Here is a 17497-nt window from a genome sequence, read left to right as displayed (position 1 = left end):
TAAATAAAACATTTAACATTTATTCCCCTAATAATTCATTAACTATTACAGATGCAATTACTAGTCCTCCAGCAGATGGCACAAATGATACACTACCTGGTGTTACCTTTTTCCCATTCATAACTTTCTTTTTAAGTTCTATTGGTTGTTCAGTTGAATATACCACCTTTAATTTTTTAATTCCTCTATCTCTAAGCTCTTTTCTCATGACTTTAGCTAGAGGACAAGTGCTTGTTTTGTGTATATCAGTAACAACTATTTTAGTTGGGTCTAATTTATTTCCCATCCCCATAGAGCTTATTATTTTTAAACCTTTTTTTTCACATGTTTCAATTAAATGTATCTTTGAGCTTACCATATCTATTGCATCCACAACATAATCATATTTTTCAATTAATATTTCACTGCTAGTATCTTTATTATAAAGATTTCTTATTTTTTTTATATTAATATTAGGATTTATATCTAAAATCCTTTCTTCCATAACATCAACTTTATATTTTCCCACAGTTGAATGTAATGCTGGTATTTGTCTATTTATATTTGTTATATCTACATCATCAAAATCGACAATAGTGAGATTACCCACTCCAGCTCTTGCTAAAGCTTCAACAGTAAAACTACCTACTCCTCCAACTCCAAATACTATTACATTTGAATTTTTAAGTTTTTCTATCCCATCATCTCCAACTAGAAAACTAGTCCTCGTTGTAAAGTTATTTTCCATTTTTCCACTCTCCTACACTTTTATATACATAATATTAGTATTAGAAAATTTACATTATATAATACTAAATATTATATATCACTAAAAGTAAATTATCTCAAAATAATTTTTAAATTTAAAAAGGTATCTTTTAATATTAAAAGATACCCTTTATACTGGCGGGAATGCGTGGGAATCGAACCCACCTAAGAGGCTCTTAACCCCTCATACTAGTTTTGAAGACTAGAGGGCACACCGGCACCCATCCACTCCCATAACGAAACGTTTCTCAACGAAATCTATAATATCATATATTTTGACTCTTTGCAACAATTTTTATAGATTAATTTGATAGTAAATCATATTTTAAATAGTTTTTATCTATAGCAATTAATATTTATATATCTTCTTATTATATTTATAATTATATTTATAAACTTAAAAACTGGAAAGCATATTTTAATTATCTATAAAGAATTTTCCTCTATTTAATCAAAATATAATTTCCAGTATAAATACAAATTATTTAATTATTTTAATATACGTATATCTATAGTTTTTCTTCCCCAGTTATAAACTGTCTTTGAATCATTCATAAATATATCAATTTTATTTCCTTTTATTGCACCACCACAGTCTTCAGCAGTAAATACCATATCAAATTGAGGTATATATACTTTCGTTCCATATGGTATAACCTTAGGGTCTACAGCTATTGTTCCCCACTTAGGCTTTGTTCCTGTTGCAGTTATACTATGACCAGAATATGCAGTTGCTACAACTCTCATACTTCTACCATTGTTACTACTACTGCTACTTGAAGAAGATGAAGCCATCCTTCTTGAACTTTCTCCCCTTGATGAAGCTACTTGCATTTCTACTTTTGTTCCTTTATTTACAACTTTATTAACTGGCTCAGATGTAACAACTTTTTTCACAAATTCCTTTTCTACTTTCTTACCATTGTGATAAGTTTCTTTATATACTAATTCACTTTTACCAGATTTTCCTTCTTCTTTAACTTTAGAATCTCCTTTTGACAAAGAGTTATCTTCAACAACTGTAACTTCAAATGGAATGTCTTTAGTCTCTACAACTGTTTTTTCCTTAACATCAATTACTTCTATTTTATCTCCATTAGATAACTTTGAATTTACATCCAAACTAACTATATCATTTCCATCATAGCTAATGTTTTGAGCTTCCAAAAGGTCTCCTACATTAGATCTAAATGTAGATACAGTTCTCTCTTCTCCTTTTACTACCAATGTTACTTGTTTATTAAGTGCAGAGTATCCTGATAAAATTCCAACTGATAAAACAACCGCCATTGCCGAGACTTTAACATTACTCAATTTCTTTAAATTCATATAAAATTTCCTCCCTCAAATTTTTTACACTATATATTTTGCTTCGTAATATTCTGCTTCGTAAATTTCTTTTTTGTTTTTTGTGTAACTAAATTGTAACTATTTTTTCAAGAGTTGTCAACTTGACAAAAAAATAGAAATATGCATATATAGTATTTTCAACTATTAAAGCATATTTCTATTAGTTACAACAATGTCATTGTTTATTGTTGTTTTGTTATCGTTTTGTTACCTTTTATCTTTATATATTTTCTATCTGCCAATTGATAGGTTCTTTTCCTAGCTTTTCGAGAATTTCATTTATCTTAGAGAAGTGATTACATCCAAAAAAACCTTTACTTGCTGATAATGGACTTGGATGAGGTGCTTCCAAAATATAATGCTTACTTGTATCAATCAATTCTACTTTTTTACGTGCATTACTTCCCCACAATACAAAAATTACTGGGTCTTCACGGTCACTTAAAATAGAAATTACTCTATCTGTGAAAATTTCCCACCCTTTATTTTTATGAGAATTAGCTTCATGTGCTCTAACAGTAAGTGCTGTATTTAAAAGTAAAACACCTTGGTCTGCCCAAGGCATTAAGTATCCATTATTAGGTATAAAGCATCCTAAATCTTCTTTTAACTCTTTGTACATATTTAATAGAGATGGTGGAGTTTTTACTTGTGGTTGAACTGAAAAAGCTAAACCATGAGCTTGATTATCTCCATGGTAGGGGTCTTGTCCTAGTATTAAAACTTTTGTATCTTTATATGAAGTGTGTTTTAAAGCTTCATATATGTTATGCATATTAGGAAAAATTTGACGTGTCTTATATTCATCTATAAGGAATTTTCTTAAATTCAAATAATATTCTTTTTCAAATTCTTCTTTTAATAATTCATTCCAATCGTTTCCTAAATTAACCATAGTTATCACCAATTCCTTTCAGCTATTTTTATTTATTGTTTTATTTAGAAATTATGTCCTCTTGATTGTCATTTTTTTCATTAGTATTTATTTTTATGCTCACTCTGTTAGGTATACAAACTATACTTTGACTTGGTTTGTTTATAAAACCTGTATGTACACACACCTTATCAGGACATGAAGCATCTATTATCTCTACACCTTTGTCGTGAATTTTAACTATATTGTACCCTCCTCTATTTTCTATTTTAAATTCTTCTTTGGCATTTATTGAAACAGTCTTATACAATTTATTATCTACATAAATTTCAATACTTCCAGCATTTTTAGAATTTATAACAGTTATTATTCCATAACATGCTGTAATAACAATCAAAACACCTAAAATAAGAAGAATGTCTTTTTTCTTCATTTTTTGTCCTCCTATGAAATTATGCTATAATAAGATAATAACACAATTTCATAGGAGGAATATACCATGAATAAGAAAAAAATCACATTTATTTTTGTGATATTGATTTTAGCATTAATTTTATTTTCATTTTTTAGGAGTTCAAGTCAAAATACTAAATATAGTAAGACAAGCTATTACCTTGGTACAGTAAATGAAGTTACTATATTTAATACAAAAGAATCAAAAAGTGATAAAATTTTAAATGAATGTGATTCAATTTTAAGATATATTGATAACAAGATGAGTACTCATATACCAGGAAGCGATGTTTCTAAAATAAATGATAATGCTGGTAAAGATTTTGTCAAAGTTTCTGATGATACATTTTTTGTTGTACAAGAGGCTATAGAATACTCTAAGTTGTCAAATGGATACTTTGATATAACAATTGGTCCACTATCCAATCTATGGGCAATTGGAACAGACAAGGCTAAAGTCCCAAATGACTCTGAGATAAACGAACTTCTTCCTCTCATTGATTACAAAAATATTATATTAGATGAAAAAAATAAATCTATAAAATTAGCTAAAGAAGATATGAAAATTGATTTAGGGGCAATAGCTAAAGGATATGCTGCTGATAAAATCGTAGGCTATTTGAAATTAGAAGGTGTAAAAAAAGCTTTAGTAAACTTGGGAGGTAATATATTTACTCTAGAAGATAGCAAAAATAACAAACCTTTTAAAATTGGTATTCAAGACCCAACTAGCAAAAATGGAGAATCTATAGGAAATATAGAAACTACAAATAAATCTGTTGTTACATCTGGAATTTATGAGAGATTTATAGAAAAAGATGGCAAAATATATCACCATATGTTAAATCCATTTACAGGGTATCCTTTTGAGAACAACTTAAGTAGTGTTACAATAATATCTGATAAATCTATTAATTGTGATGCTTTATCCACTTCTACATTTGGACTTGGACTTGAAAAAGGCATGGATTTAATTAATAGTATTGATAATGTAGATGCTATATTTATAACCAAAGATAAAAAAGTATATTTAACTAATGGCATACAAAATAATTTTAAACTTACAGACAAGGCTTTTTCTATTGAAAAGTTCAATAAATAGTGAGTTTAAATAATGTCAATGTCTATATACATACAAAATACATAAGAACTTAAATAGTTATCATACAACTAATGAAAATTTAAGTTTTATATAAAATATGGTATATACTAAGTAATCTAAAACAAATTGTACTTATGTATATACCATATTTATAGTTTAATTTATATAAAACACTACCCATTATTCTTTAACTTTCGATAATAAATAACACCTACAACATACAAAACAATCCATAAAACAGATAGATATATAATGATTACCAATGAGTTGTATATATCTAAGGCATGTAGTACAGAGAAAACAAAAGCAGATATAGGAATTATTATCATACACACAATATAAGCATATCTTCCTGCTTTATCTCTATACATAACATTCCTTTCATCATGAAGATTGATGTCTTCTGCTTCAAGCTTTTCTTTGTATTCCTCTTTATGCTTATTCCAGTAAAAATATCGATAAATTGCAGAAATTCCACCAAATCCAAATCCTCCTGCTAATCCAGCAAACAAAGAACCTAACTTATTACCAGTCATTAAACAAAGAAACAAGAAAGTAACACCTAAAACTACAAATACAATTCCTATTCTTAAATTTCTCTTTTCCATGAACTATATCTCCTTCCATAAAAATATTTCTTCAATCGACATTTCAAAAAAATCAGATATTTGAAATGCAAGTTCTAAAGATGGATTATATTTTCCATTTTCAATAGAACTAATCGTCTGCCTTGAAACCTTAAGAATTTTTGCAAAGTCCTCTTGATTAAGACCTTTTTTCTTTCTTAAATCTTCTACACGGTTTTTCAAAAATATTTCCTCCTTTTTGTAAAGTTTCCTTTACATATATAATATAGCACTTGCTTTTATTTTTGTAAAGGAAACTTTACAAAACATATATAAAAATAGACATTTCATCAGAAATGCCTATCATTAAATATATTTACTTTTACAATTGAATTACATCTTGTTGTCTATAAACCTTATTTTTTGATGTTTTTTAGTATATCCCTACAACAACCTACATTTTTATATTTTCAATAAATAATACAACTAACTTTTTATAGTGACTTTACAAACAAATCCATTCTATTTAAAGCTTCAATTACGTTTTCTTTTTGAGTTCCTAAATTTATTCTAACATAGTTCTCACCATCTTTTACAAAATGACTTCCATCTTCTAACAATACTCCCGTATCTATAGCCAACTTATCTGTAAACTCACTTGCACTTATACCTAATCCACTTATATCCATCCAAGCTAAGTAAGATGATTCCATCTTCATCAATTTTATCTTACTATATTTATTTACCCAAGTTTCTAAAAGTTCATAATTTGATTTTATATATTTATTTACACCACTTAACCACTCTCTACACTCATCATAAGCTGTTATTAATCCTATTATTCCAAACACATTTGGAGAAGTTATAGAATTTTGTTTTAATTTATTTCTAAAAATATCTCTTATATCCTTATTTATGACTATTGAATAAGAAGTCTTTAATCCTCCAAGATTAAAACCTTTATTTGGTGATGTCAATAGGATAATATTTTCTAAAAGTTCCCTTTCAAGCTTAAGAATAGAATTAAATTCTCCATAATGAATATGCTCTGCATGTACTTCATCTGCAACTAAAATAACATTATTTTCTTTACATATAATTGCTACTTTCGTCATTTCTTCAATTGACCAAATTCTTCCTGATGGATTATGTGGTGTACAAAACATCATTAGCTTAGGTTTATTTTCTTTAATTTGAGATTCTAATCTATCAAAATTTATATAATATCTATCATTTATCACATCTAATGTATTACAAACTACATTTACACCCTGCTTTTTAGCTGATGATTCAAATGGGTCATAAACTGGTGTATTTAATATTATACTATCTCCTTTTTTACAAAAAGCTTGTACTACATAGTGAAGTGTTGACACAGTTCCATAAGTCAATGTAATCCATTCTCTTTCTACATTTACTTTATGCATATCTTTTTGCCATCCAATAACTGAATCATAGAATTCGTCATAACAGTATGTATATCCAAATACACCTCTTTTTACAGCTTCAATAAATTTATTTTCTATTTCTGTTGGTATTTTAAAATCCATATCAGCAATCCACATTGGCACAAAATCTTCTTTAATATCTCCAAATTTATCTCTTATAATGTTCAAATCCCACTTTCTACACTTTTCACTTACTCTATTTGGTCTATCATCAAAATTATACATTTAAATTTACCTCGTCTTTTCTTATTATTATAAAAATACTTAGCTACAATTTATTTTTAATTTACAACTATTAAATCTTTGGTAGATGTAGTCAATCTCATACAGCCATCTTGAGTTATAAGTACATCATCTTCAATTCTTACTCCTCCAAGTTCTGGTACATATATACCAGGCTCTATAGTTACAACCATACCTTCTTTTAATACTTCATTTGATTCTGGAGCTAATGCTGGATACTCATGAACCATAATACCTACACCATGACCTAGATTGTGTCCAAAATTATCACCATATCCATATGAACTAATTATATCTCTTGCAACCTTATCTATTTCACCAGTAGTCATACCTGACTTTAAAACTTTTATACACTCTTCATTAGCTTTCTTTACTATATTATATATTTTTTCCAGCTCCTTATTTGTAGTTCCCATACAAATAGTTCTAGTAATGTCTGAACAATAATTATTGTACTTTGCTCCAAAATCGAATGTAACAAAATCTCCATACTCTATAATTTTTTCACTTGCTTTTCCATGAGGTAAGGCTCCTCTCAAACCAGATGCAACTATAGTATCAAATGACTCTTTTTGTCCACCTAATTCTTTTATAAATCGTACAATTTCATTTTCTACTTGCATTTCACTCATACCAACTTTTATAAAGTCAATTATATGATAAAATGTAGCATCTACTATTTCACAAGCTTTTTTTATATATTTTATTTCATCTTCATCTTTCTCTTTTCTTAGAGTAGATAAATCAACTGATTTTAAAGTTACATTTAATTTGTTACTCATACTTTTATATGAGTCAAAAGATACTTCACTTCCTTCAAAGCCAATTTCTTTTATATTTTGATTTCTACAAATATCATTAATTATGTCAAAATACCTTCTATTTTTATCCATTAATATAACATCAAATAAATCTGATTTTCTTTTAACTTCTTCAAAGTATCTAAAATCTACTATTATATATTGTTTATCTTTTGTTATAAAAACATAGCCTGATGAACTAAATAAATTTCCAATATAAAACTTATTGGTAGAACTATTAATAAGAATTCCATCTATATTATACTCTTTAAGATACTTTCTTATTTTTTCTATTTTATTCATAATTTTATCTTCACCACCCTTAATTAGTCATATAGGTAAGGCTGGTAATATTGTTTCAATCAATATTACCAGCCAAGGTTATTCTAGATAGTAAAATTTATAAATTAATCAATATAATCTACAACAAGTTTACCATCTTTTATTAATTTATTTCTGTAAAATACATTCCCTACAGCTATGAATATAGCACCAACTGCTATACCTATTACATATCCAAATAAGTTATCTACTAAAGGCCATGCCCATATAGCCGACTCTGGGAACCACTGAATTGCCCCTAAAATTATACCTGTAATAGCTCCTATTATACTTCCTACTATATTTAAAGGTATAACAAAACCTGGTCTCTCAAGTGCAAATGGTATCGCTCCCTCTGATATACCCATAAATGATAGGAATATAGAAGTTTTTCCTGCTTGATAGAATTGTCTATCATATACTCTTCTTCCTACTAATCTTTTATCTAATAAAGTTGTAAGTCCTAATCCAATTGGAGGAACAACTATAGCTATTGTTCTTGCTGTTATTGGTAATACATTTTCTGTAGTCAAACCAAGTGCAACGAATCCTGCTGCTTTATTTATTGGTCCACCTAAGTCAAATGCTGTAGCTGCTGCTAAAGCTGTTGCATATACATACTCTCCTGCTGCTCCTGCTGCTGTTAAGAAGTTTTTCATACTTTCATTAATTAATCCACCAAATGGAGTTATTATAAATATCATCAATACCATACAAGTTAATGATGCTATTAGTGGTATTAAAAATGTTGTTTTAAAAGCTAACCAGTTATGAGAAACTTTTATAGATTTATTTAACCATTTTACAAAATATCCTATTATAAATGCTATTAATATTGCGCCTAAGAATCCTGATGCAACTGGTACAACTTCTGTCCATTGTCCATCTACGAATTGTGGTACCCCTACAGGTTTATTAGCTACATATCCACCTATAAATCCTGCGATTAAGGCTGTTTTTCCACCTATAGAATTTGCACAGAATGCTGCAAATAGTGGTATTGCAAATCCAAACAGAGTAAATCCGAAGTTTGACATTAATTGTGCCATGTTTAAAAGACTAAGCTTAAATCCTGTAAATTCACCTGAGTTCATAGCATCAACTATACCTACAGATGGGTCAAGTCCTAATATTGCATATGGTATTAATTGAGATAAAGCTCCTATAAGTCCACCCATTACTAAGACTGGTATCATATACGATATACCTGTCATTATATGTTTACTAACTTCTTTCCACTTTCCATTTCCCTTTGATTGAGTTGGATTAGATGGAGTAGTTTTTCCTGCGTTATTGCCTCCTGTTGTAGAAGCACCTGAACTGTTTATAACTTTTTTCTTGATTGCCATTCTATTTCCTCCACAGTAAATTTATTATATTCCTAAATCCTCTTCTATTTCCTTTATAACACCTTCTGCATTCTTTATAGCTTCTTGTAATTCAACCTCATAAACTTCACAACCATCAAATCTTTCCATACCTTCTGGTGTTATTGCTACTGCATGTATTATCATAGTTGCTCCTAATATGTCTTCTCTTGTTAATTCATTTTGCACACCATCTGCACCTTGAGTTTCAACTTTTGCTTCATAACCTAATGCCTTTGCAGCTTGCTCTATTGCTTCTGCTGCCATAAAAGTGTGAGCTAGTCCCATTGGACAAGCACATAATGCTACTAATTTTTTATTCATTTTAAATTCCTCCTATTTACTTTAATTATTTTTTTATTTTAACCTTAGTATTTATCTATAAACCTAAAGCTTCATTTATTAAATTAGCGATTTCTTCCACATTATCACTCTTTAAAAGAGAATCTTTAAAATCTTTATTTATTAATTTTCTTGAAAGAGATGATAATAATTTAAGGTGTATGTTTTCTTTACTTTTTCCTGGCATAAGTAAACTTATTGCCAATTTGACATTGTCCTCACCTTCGTTCCAAACAACATCATCATTAAACTTTAGTACCACTACTGCTGGATTTTCAATTGCATCATTTTTAGTATGAGGTATTGCTATAGATTCTCCTAGATTTGTAGTAAATTGCTCTTCTCTAGCTATTAAACCTTCATATACTAGATTTTCATCTTCTGTTAAATTTAATTCTTTAGCTTTCTTTGCTATAAATTTTAAAACCTCAACCTTAGACTTAGCCTCAGTATTTAAAAATACATATTCTTTGTTAAATATGTTTGTTCCCATTGTTAATTTCCTCCTTAATTACCTATTAGTGCCATTAATTTATCAAAGTCACATATTTTAATAATTCCTCTTACACCACCCTCATCTTTTATAAAATTGTAAAGGTATTTAAATATTGAAAAATTATGTTTTTCTTTAGTATTAAAAAATACCATAAATACTAGTTGAACTTCTTGTTTATCCCAAATTATTGGATTTTCAAGTATTCCAACTCCGATTATAGATTTTTTATCTCCCTTCACTATTGTGTGAGGTATAGCTACTAGATTTCCTATTTCAGTTGATGAAATATTTTCTCTTTCTATTATGCTTTTTATTGAACTTTCTTCTATAAAGTCTCTTTCTTTTAACTTGTTTGAAAGCGAAAGTATAACTTCTTCTTTTGTATTTGCTTTTATACTGAAAAAAGCTCTTTCATCAAACATATTACTTATTATTTTTCTTCTTTCTTCCTTTTCATAAAAGGCTTTGTTTACGTTTTCAATTACGCTATCATCAAAAATATTTTCTATATATAGTACTGGCTTTTCATATCCTTTTAATTCAACCGTCGATACTACCAAATCAACATCTTGACTTATTGCCATATCAAGATATCTAAATGGATAAACACCTACAACATTTAAATCACTTATATTTTGCTTTAATTTTTCAGAAAGAAGCTGACCTGTACCTATACCATAGTGACAAACTATACAAATTTTCTTACTTGTATTTTTTTTCATTCTTTCATTTGAAGCAGCAAAATGAATAGCTATATATCCAAGTTCATCCTCATCTAATTTTAAATTAAATTCAGTTTCTATCTTATTTGATAAAAACACAGCTAAGTTAAAAGCTATTGGAAATTTCTCTTTTATTTGATGAAGTAGTGGATTATTAGATTTTATATTAGCTTTTGCTCTATTTAAAAACCTCTTTATATGGTCAGATATCGCTATCATAAACTCTTCATCTTTTGTATAATCACTTCCTGAGATAAGTAGTATATCTTGAAGAGCACTACTTATAACACAACTTATTCTTTCTTCAATTTCACTTGCATTTTTTATTCCCTGTGCACCTCTATATGCTATTACACCAGAATAATTTGAAATATAAATTACTTCATCTTCAATAAGTTTAAATCCAACCTTATCAGATATTTCTTTCATAAGCTTTTCTATAAAACTGTAATTATGAAATCTATATCCTGTATCTATTAAATTTATATTTTTACTATGACCTCTCTTACTTCTAAACACAGAAACTATTATTTTTGAAAGTAAAAGATTAAAATCTTTATCTGAAATTATTGTTTCTTTTTCTCTTAAATGCTTTTCTAAAATACTTTCTATGGAATTTATATCGTTTTCACTGATATCATCCAAAAATACTTTGATTTTACTCTTCTCATCCAACTTTATTGCATAATCAGTAATCAACTGTCTTATATTAATTTCTTCACCATATATATAGCTTCCATAATAAGGTTTAGATTTTATAACTAAGTCATACTTTTCAAGTTTTCTTTTAAGCTTACTAGACAATTTATTTATGGCTGCTATACTTAGATTTAATTCTTCTGCCATTACTTCTATACTCATATAATTTCTGTTAATCAGCATACATATTATATTTGATATCCTTGCTTCTTCAGAATCATCCAAGAAACCATTTATATATTTATTTGCTTCTTTAACAGCCTTTGCTATGTTAGTTTTAGAGCCACTTAACTTATATCCTATGCCTCTTGAAGAATCGATTTCTAAATCATACTTACTCAAAATACCATTTAAATCTGCTATATATCTTTTAATAGTTTTAGTAGATACATCTAATTTAATAGCTAGTTCATTTGATGTCATATATCCATCTTTATTGCTTAAACTTTTTACTATTACTGCATGTTTCTTAGTTATCATTGTATCACCTTCTCTTTGATTTCAATTATATATCAAATAAAATTTTAGTTATATATATAATATGTCTATATAAGGGACATTTTGTATTTATATATTATTACATAATGTAACTATTGCCTCCGCATAGATACCTATTGCAGTTATAAATCTATCTAAGCTAGCAAATTCATTTGCACTATGAACATTTCCAAAACTACCATCAGGAAATTCACACCCAAATATTACTGAGTTCTTCATTTCAGCTGCATAGCTTCCTGCACTGGTTACTCTAACAACACTTTTTGAGTCTCCAGAATACTTTACATATATCTCATGTAAACTCTCTACAAGTTTTGAATTCTCATCTATATAATTTGCTTGCTTTAAATTTTCCCCAATAAACTCAAATTTATTAATATTATTTCTTTTTATATACAAATCAAATTTTTCTATTATCTCTTCAACTGTCAATACTTCAGGATATCTAACACTTAAAATTACTTCAAGCTTTCCATCTTTTATATTTATTATTGTCGGAACCATTGATAGAATTCCACATTTCCCTTCAACATTTAAGCCAAACAGTTTTCCATCTATATTATCTTTATTTATTAGCTTATACAAGTCTTTTGCCCAATCCTCATCAAGATTTTCTGCTAAAACTTTAATTGTATCTAATATGGGGTTTATTGCTTTTTCAGGTTTAGATGAGTGTCCACCTTTCCCATTCACAATATACTTACCATCATTAAAACTTATTGAAACATTATTAAAATCAGAATTTATATAGTCATTACTTAAATTTTTAATATTTTTTATATACACTTTATCTGGAATTGTATTAAACTCTATTCCACCACTTAAATCTAGATATTTATCATCTATATCCAGCATTAGCTTTATTATTGCTCCACCCTTTTCTCCATTTAGTACAGGAAATTTAGCATCTGGGGTAAATCCATATACACCATGTGGTTCTTTGCTATAATAGTGCTTTATGCACTTAAATCCACTTTCTTCATTTCCTCCAGCAATTAATCTAACTTTTCTCTTTAAATCTATATTTAGACTTTTTATCATTTTTAATGCCAAAAAATTTGCTATCATAGGACCCTTATTATCTGAAACACCTCTAGCAACTAATTTATCACCTATAATATCTAGCTTAAATGGCTCACTATCCCATCCTTCTCCTGGATTTACAACATCACAATGTCCAAATATATCTATATAATCTTTACCATCTCCATATTCAATATAAACAGCATGATTATCTATATTTTTAACAGTGAAATTGTTTTCTCTACCTAAATTTTCAAACCAGTTTAATGCATCATATACACCTTTTCCAAAAGGCATATCTTTAGATACAGTATTTTTATCATAAAAGGAAGGTATACTTACCCATTCCTCCAACAATTTCAAGAATTCTTTTTTATATTTTTGATTTTCTTCTTTAAATCTCTCCATGATTATCACTCCAATTTAAACCTTTATATTATATATCATAGTTTATCTTGTTTCATAACTCCTTATACTTTATGTCATTTCAAGGGACAAAACTTTTTTACTATTGATTTTATAATCTATTTATATATAATTATTTGTAGGATAAATTTAATATCATAGGAGGAACAATATTATGGAACCATTATTTTTAAAACCTATTTTTATGGATAGAATATGGGGTGGCACTGCACTTAGAGATAAATTTAACTATGAGATAAAATCACCAACAACAGGTGAATGTTGGGCTATAAGTTCTCATAAAAATGGAGATTGTCTGATAGAGAATGGAGAATATAAAGATAAAAAGCTATCTGAATTATGGGAGAAAAATAGAGAATTGTTTGGTAATACACCTGGAGATAAATTCCCTTTACTTACAAAAATACTAGATGCCAATGACAATTTATCGGTTCAAGTTCATCCAAATGATGAATATGCTCAAAAAAATGAAAATGGAGAATTAGGTAAAACAGAGTGTTGGTATGTAATAGACTGTTCTGAGGATGCAGAAATTATAATAGGTCACAATGCAAAATCTCGTGAAGAATTTATAGAAATGATAAATAATAATGAGTGGGACAAACTGCTTAGAAAAGTTAATATAAAAAAAGGTGACTTTTTCTATGTTCCAAGCGGAACTATACATGCTATATGTAAGGGAACATTAATTTTAGAAACTCAACAAAATTCAGATACCACTTATAGAGTTTATGATTATGATAGAACCGATAACTTAGGAAATAAACGTGAACTTCATGTTCAAAAATCAATAGAAGTTACAAATGTTCCTCATACAAATTTTGATACTGATTATAAAACTGTATCAACACCAAGCTTTAAATGTACAACATTTGTATCAAATGAATTTTTTAGTGTTTATAAATTAGACATTTTTGGAAAATGTAATTTTACTCACAACACACCTTTTTCTTTGTACAGTGTACTGGATGGAGCTGGTAAATTGATACACAATTCTATAGAATATGATTTAAAAAAAGGTATACATTTTATATTACCAAATAACTTTGGAGATTTTGGCTTTGAAGGTAATTTAGAAATTATATGCTCTCACATATAGATACAAAATACATTTAACTTTAACAAAAGCTAGACTAACATAAAAAATCATTTTTATGATAGTCTAGCTTTTCTTTTATAGTATACTATACTAAATATAGGATATTTTATTTTTACAATTATAATAAATTTTTAATAATATATATCAGAAAATTCTATTTTTATTTTTTCTTGAAGATTATATATTCTCTTATCTTCTGTATAGTACTCATTACTAAAACTTTTCATTGGCAGTGAAATTAAGAATTCTGTACCCTTATTAACTTCACTTATTACTTCTATATCTCCACCATGAAGACTTACTAGGTTCTTAACTATAGCAAGTCCTATTCCACTTCCTTCAGTGTTTCTAGATAAAGTCTTGTCAACTTGTGAAAACTCTTCAAAAATCAACTCCAATTTATCTTGAGGTATACCAACGCCAGTATCTTTAACACTTATGATTACTTTATCTATTTTATAATAAATGTTTACGTATATCCATCCTCCATTATCAGTAAATTTAATACAGTTTGATAATAGATTTAGCATAATTCTCTCAATTTCAGCCTTGTCTACATAAACATTGATTTCTTCAAGCTCTGTATCAAATAGAATTCTTATATCTTTTCTACTTGCATACTCTTCTATATTCATAAACAAATCTTCTATTACAGATACAATATTGTATTTTGCAAGTTTAAGTGTATAAAACCCAGACTCCATCTTTGTCAAATCTATAATATTATTTATCAATCTTTGAAGTCTATAGGAACTTTGTCTAACTAAATCAACATGAGATTTAATATTATTATTATAGTCTTTTATTTTTTCGCTTCTATAAAAAGAATCTACCAATTGATTTGAACTTGATATAACATTTAATGGTGTTTTTAACTCATGAGACATATTTGCGAAAAACTCAGTTTTTATTTTATCTGTTTTAAATCTTTCAAGCAACTCTTTTTCAGCTTGTTCAGAGTATTTTTTATGTGCTAAATCTTTTATAATAAGCATTATATATCTAGTGTTATATATCGCAAAAGGTAATGCACTTAATTCTACTTCTACTATATCATCATAATTATTTATTAATTCATATTCTAGTAGAAGTATACTTTTATTTTCATTTAAAACTTTAGTCATATTTTCAGTAAATTTTATTTTTTCTTCAGTATTTGCATTCATTAATATCTTAATATTAGAATCTTTTACATCATCTATACTTGTAAAAGATAGCATATCTAAAAATGACTTATTTGCATAATTTACACTTAAGTCTTCTCTTAACAAGCATATACCATCAGGTAGTATATCTATAAATCTTGAATAAGATGATTGACTTTCTTCAAGTTTTATTTGTGATATCTTTCGAGAAGTTGTATCACGTATTACAATAATAGTTTTATAAGTTCCTTCATTATTATAATGAGAAAAACTCATCTCTACATATTTTACTTCACCCTCTATTACATACCTTTTTTCTATACTTTCTTCACTTTTACATATTGATGAAAAATCGATATTTTCTAACGTCTCTTTAAATATTTGTCTACATGCATTATTTACATATATTTTATTACTACCTTCAAGTACTACTATACCATCTCCAACACTTTCTAAAAAGTCTTCACTTCTCTTATTTGCTTCAATAAATTTTCGTTCATATTCCTTTTTCTTAGTTTTATCCTTTAATACACATAAGACTCCTTCTATTTGTGTAGCTATGATTAAAGGAGCAAATATAGCTTGGTAAACCTTATTATCACTTGTATCAATAAATTTTTCTATATTTTTTTTATTGATAAATACATAATTAATGCTTTCTATTAAGTCATTAAAATTTTTAACTTTATTACTTAATTTACCTTGTTCTTTATAATCTCCAAAAATATTTCTAAAACTTTTATTTGCATATGTAATTTCTCCATCCTTACTAAACACAACTATACTATTTACAGCAACATCTAAAGTAGACTGTAATCGTAATTCTCTTTTTATAAGTATTTCTTTAAGTTCTTCTATTTTTTCTGTTTCATATATTAATTTTTTGTTTTTTTCTTTCAAACTTTCCGTTTTTATTGTTAATTCTTCATTTGTATCATGTAATTCCAATGCTGTTTTCTTAATATTCTTAGATACTATATAATTATATAAATAGTATAATGATACATTTATTATTATTTGTGATAACATACCTTCTATATGCCTATTACCAATTACTATATGTAGTAAATTTGGAACTCTTGATAAGATTGTTATTATTATTATTCTATTAAAAAACTTTTTTTCACTATATTCCCATTTATTTACGTTTGAACTTGAGTTTAGTTCAATTCCACTCATAATAGAGGCAATTATCATAAATATAGATGTAACAACCCCTAAGGTATAGTGTAATGTCCCTCTGTCTAAAGAGTTACAAATTCCAGATATTATGAATAAAGATGATGTTGTCAAAACTACAGCTACTACAAATAAAATTATGCTCGAATGAATTTGTTTATTATCTTTAACAAATTTAAAACTTAAATACACACCTAGTATAGGAAATAAATCTGTTATTGCTGATATTGTAATGTTAGTTCCAATTATAACTTCTTCTCTAGCACCTAAACAATTAAATAAATATATACACTCCAATACTCCAGTTGCTGCAAATACTAACCCCAAAAATGTAGAAAATGAATCTACCTTAAATTTTGTAGTATTAAATATAATCATCCCTGTAGCTATTAAGAATGTAGCATATACAGCATGCAGTAAAATTTCATATTTATTTGTATCTTTTATAATAAATAACAAAAGCACTGAGCCCATTATTATAAATAAAAGGCTCATGTCTTCTCTTTCTTTTATATCTGGTTTCACAGCAGGTATTATATTCTTCAATACTTTACACTTCCTCTTAATTAATATTTTATACTAATTAATTTATACGAT

General features: G+C 27.4%; 16 protein-coding genes and 1 tRNA gene. 2 read left to right on the top strand and 15 right to left on the bottom strand.

Annotation, left to right across the window (positions count from 1 at the left end; genetic code table 11):
- Window positions 1–19 precede the first annotated feature (19 nt).
- From KGF46_RS03930 to KGF46_RS03910, 5 genes are all read right to left on the bottom strand, one after another.
- Complete coding sequence (locus KGF46_RS03930; RefSeq protein WP_227861804.1) at window positions 20–727, bottom strand: tRNA threonylcarbamoyladenosine dehydratase; 708 nt, start codon at window positions 725–727, stop codon at window positions 20–22.
- A 156-nt stretch (window positions 728–883) separates the two neighbouring features.
- Window positions 884–980: transfer RNA gene (locus KGF46_RS03925), tRNA-Sec, on the bottom strand.
- 256 nt (window positions 981–1236) lie between these two features.
- Window positions 1237–2076, bottom strand: a complete 840-nt coding sequence (locus tag KGF46_RS03920; protein WP_227828189.1) for a G5 domain-containing protein — start codon at window positions 2074–2076, stop codon at window positions 1237–1239.
- Window positions 2077–2317: 241 nt separating this feature from the next.
- Window positions 2318–2992 carry a uracil-DNA glycosylase gene (locus tag KGF46_RS03915; protein WP_227828188.1) on the bottom strand — a complete coding sequence of 225 codons (675 nt, stop codon included), beginning with the start codon at window positions 2990–2992 and terminating at the stop codon, window positions 2318–2320.
- 40 nt (window positions 2993–3032) lie between these two features.
- Complete coding sequence (locus KGF46_RS03910) at window positions 3033–3404, bottom strand: NusG domain II-containing protein (RefSeq protein ID WP_227828187.1); 372 nt, start codon at window positions 3402–3404, stop codon at window positions 3033–3035.
- Window positions 3405–3470: 66 nt separating this feature from the next.
- Here KGF46_RS03910 and KGF46_RS03905 point away from each other — a divergent pair, with 66 nt between their 5' ends.
- Entirely contained in the window at window positions 3471–4526 is a 1056-nt protein-coding gene (locus tag KGF46_RS03905; RefSeq protein WP_227828186.1) for an FAD:protein FMN transferase, read from the top strand.
- Window positions 4527–4699: 173 nt separating this feature from the next.
- On the opposite strand, the gene KGF46_RS03900 is transcribed toward KGF46_RS03905, so the two are convergent.
- The 9 genes from KGF46_RS03900 to KGF46_RS03860 all read right to left on the bottom strand — a co-directional run bounded on the left by KGF46_RS03900 (window position 4700) and on the right by KGF46_RS03860 (window position 13459).
- Window positions 4700–5134: a tellurium resistance protein TerC gene (locus KGF46_RS03900; protein WP_227828185.1), complete on the bottom strand. Its 435-nt coding sequence runs from the start codon at window positions 5132–5134 to the stop codon at window positions 4700–4702.
- A 3-nt stretch (window positions 5135–5137) separates the two neighbouring features.
- Window positions 5138–5335 (bottom strand): helix-turn-helix transcriptional regulator, encoded by a 198-nt coding sequence (locus tag KGF46_RS03895; protein WP_227828184.1) that lies wholly within the window; start codon window positions 5333–5335, stop codon window positions 5138–5140.
- A gap of 251 nt (window positions 5336–5586) precedes the next feature.
- On the bottom strand, window positions 5587–6765 hold the full coding sequence (locus tag KGF46_RS03890) for a MalY/PatB family protein (protein ID WP_227842127.1): 1179 nt from the start codon (window positions 6763–6765) through the stop codon (window positions 5587–5589).
- 56 nt (window positions 6766–6821) lie between these two features.
- Window positions 6822–7886 carry an aminopeptidase P family protein gene (locus KGF46_RS03885; RefSeq protein WP_227828182.1) on the bottom strand — a complete coding sequence of 355 codons (1065 nt, stop codon included), beginning with the start codon at window positions 7884–7886 and terminating at the stop codon, window positions 6822–6824.
- A 104-nt stretch (window positions 7887–7990) separates the two neighbouring features.
- Complete coding sequence (locus KGF46_RS03880) at window positions 7991–9253, bottom strand: PTS fructose transporter subunit IIC (RefSeq protein WP_227839974.1); 1263 nt, start codon at window positions 9251–9253, stop codon at window positions 7991–7993.
- A gap of 24 nt (window positions 9254–9277) precedes the next feature.
- Complete coding sequence (locus KGF46_RS03875) at window positions 9278–9595, bottom strand: PTS fructose transporter subunit IIB (RefSeq protein WP_227432546.1); 318 nt, start codon at window positions 9593–9595, stop codon at window positions 9278–9280.
- A gap of 55 nt (window positions 9596–9650) precedes the next feature.
- Window positions 9651–10106: a PTS sugar transporter subunit IIA gene (locus KGF46_RS03870; RefSeq protein WP_227828180.1), complete on the bottom strand. Its 456-nt coding sequence runs from the start codon at window positions 10104–10106 to the stop codon at window positions 9651–9653.
- Between the two features lie 14 nt (window positions 10107–10120).
- Entirely contained in the window at window positions 10121–12010 is a 1890-nt protein-coding gene (locus KGF46_RS03865; protein WP_227828179.1) for a BglG family transcription antiterminator, read from the bottom strand.
- An 87-nt stretch (window positions 12011–12097) separates the two neighbouring features.
- A complete protein-coding gene (locus KGF46_RS03860; protein ID WP_227828178.1) occupies window positions 12098–13459 on the bottom strand; it encodes a Sapep family Mn(2+)-dependent dipeptidase in 1362 nt (453 codons plus the stop codon).
- A gap of 172 nt (window positions 13460–13631) precedes the next feature.
- Between KGF46_RS03860 and manA the strand changes: the two genes are divergently transcribed.
- On the top strand, window positions 13632–14576 hold the full coding sequence (gene manA, locus KGF46_RS03855) for a mannose-6-phosphate isomerase, class I (protein ID WP_227861803.1): 945 nt from the start codon (window positions 13632–13634) through the stop codon (window positions 14574–14576).
- Window positions 14577–14707: 131 nt separating this feature from the next.
- Here the strand turns inward: manA and KGF46_RS03850 are convergent, their stop codons facing one another.
- Window positions 14708–17446 (bottom strand): ATP-binding protein, encoded by a 2739-nt coding sequence (locus KGF46_RS03850; RefSeq protein ID WP_227839964.1) that lies wholly within the window; start codon window positions 17444–17446, stop codon window positions 14708–14710.
- Between the last annotated feature and the right edge of the window lie 51 nt (window positions 17447–17497).

It is taken from the genome of Clostridioides sp. ZZV14-6153 (assembly GCF_020657855.1).
Lineage (GTDB): Bacteria > Bacillota > Clostridia > Peptostreptococcales > Peptostreptococcaceae > Clostridioides.
The sequence above is the reverse complement of the archived record's forward strand: the minus strand, read 5'-3'. Positions and strand labels throughout refer to the sequence as shown.

Bases quoted from the DNA above. Each gene is read 5' to 3' on its own strand.
- KGF46_RS03870 (WP_227828180.1), bottom strand. From the start codon at position 10,106: ATGGGAACAAACATATTTAACAAAGAATATGTATTTTTAAATACTGAG.
- KGF46_RS03920 (WP_227828189.1), bottom strand. From the start codon at position 2,076: ATGAATTTAAAGAAATTGAGTAATGTTAAAGTCTCGGCAATGGCGGTT.
- KGF46_RS03900 (WP_227828185.1), bottom strand. From the start codon at position 5,134: ATGGAAAAGAGAAATTTAAGAATAGGAATTGTATTTGTAGTTTTAGGT.
- KGF46_RS03885 (WP_227828182.1), bottom strand. From the start codon at position 7,886: ATGAATAAAATAGAAAAAATAAGAAAGTATCTTAAAGAGTATAATATA.
- KGF46_RS03930 (WP_227861804.1), bottom strand. From the start codon at position 727: ATGGAAAATAACTTTACAACGAGGACTAGTTTTCTAGTTGGAGATGAT.
- KGF46_RS03880 (WP_227839974.1), bottom strand. From the start codon at position 9,253: ATGGCAATCAAGAAAAAAGTTATAAACAGTTCAGGTGCTTCTACAACA.
- KGF46_RS03875 (WP_227432546.1), bottom strand. From the start codon at position 9,595: ATGAATAAAAAATTAGTAGCATTATGTGCTTGTCCAATGGGACTAGCT.
- KGF46_RS03860 (WP_227828178.1), bottom strand. From the start codon at position 13,459: ATGGAGAGATTTAAAGAAGAAAATCAAAAATATAAAAAAGAATTCTTG.
- manA (WP_227861803.1), top strand. From the start codon at position 13,632: ATGGAACCATTATTTTTAAAACCTATTTTTATGGATAGAATATGGGGT.
- KGF46_RS03865 (WP_227828179.1), bottom strand. From the start codon at position 12,010: ATGATAACTAAGAAACATGCAGTAATAGTAAAAAGTTTAAGCAATAAA.
- KGF46_RS03890 (WP_227842127.1), bottom strand. From the start codon at position 6,765: ATGTATAATTTTGATGATAGACCAAATAGAGTAAGTGAAAAGTGTAGA.
- KGF46_RS03910 (WP_227828187.1), bottom strand. From the start codon at position 3,404: ATGAAGAAAAAAGACATTCTTCTTATTTTAGGTGTTTTGATTGTTATT.
- KGF46_RS03905 (WP_227828186.1), top strand. From the start codon at position 3,471: ATGAATAAGAAAAAAATCACATTTATTTTTGTGATATTGATTTTAGCA.
- KGF46_RS03915 (WP_227828188.1), bottom strand. From the start codon at position 2,992: ATGGTTAATTTAGGAAACGATTGGAATGAATTATTAAAAGAAGAATTT.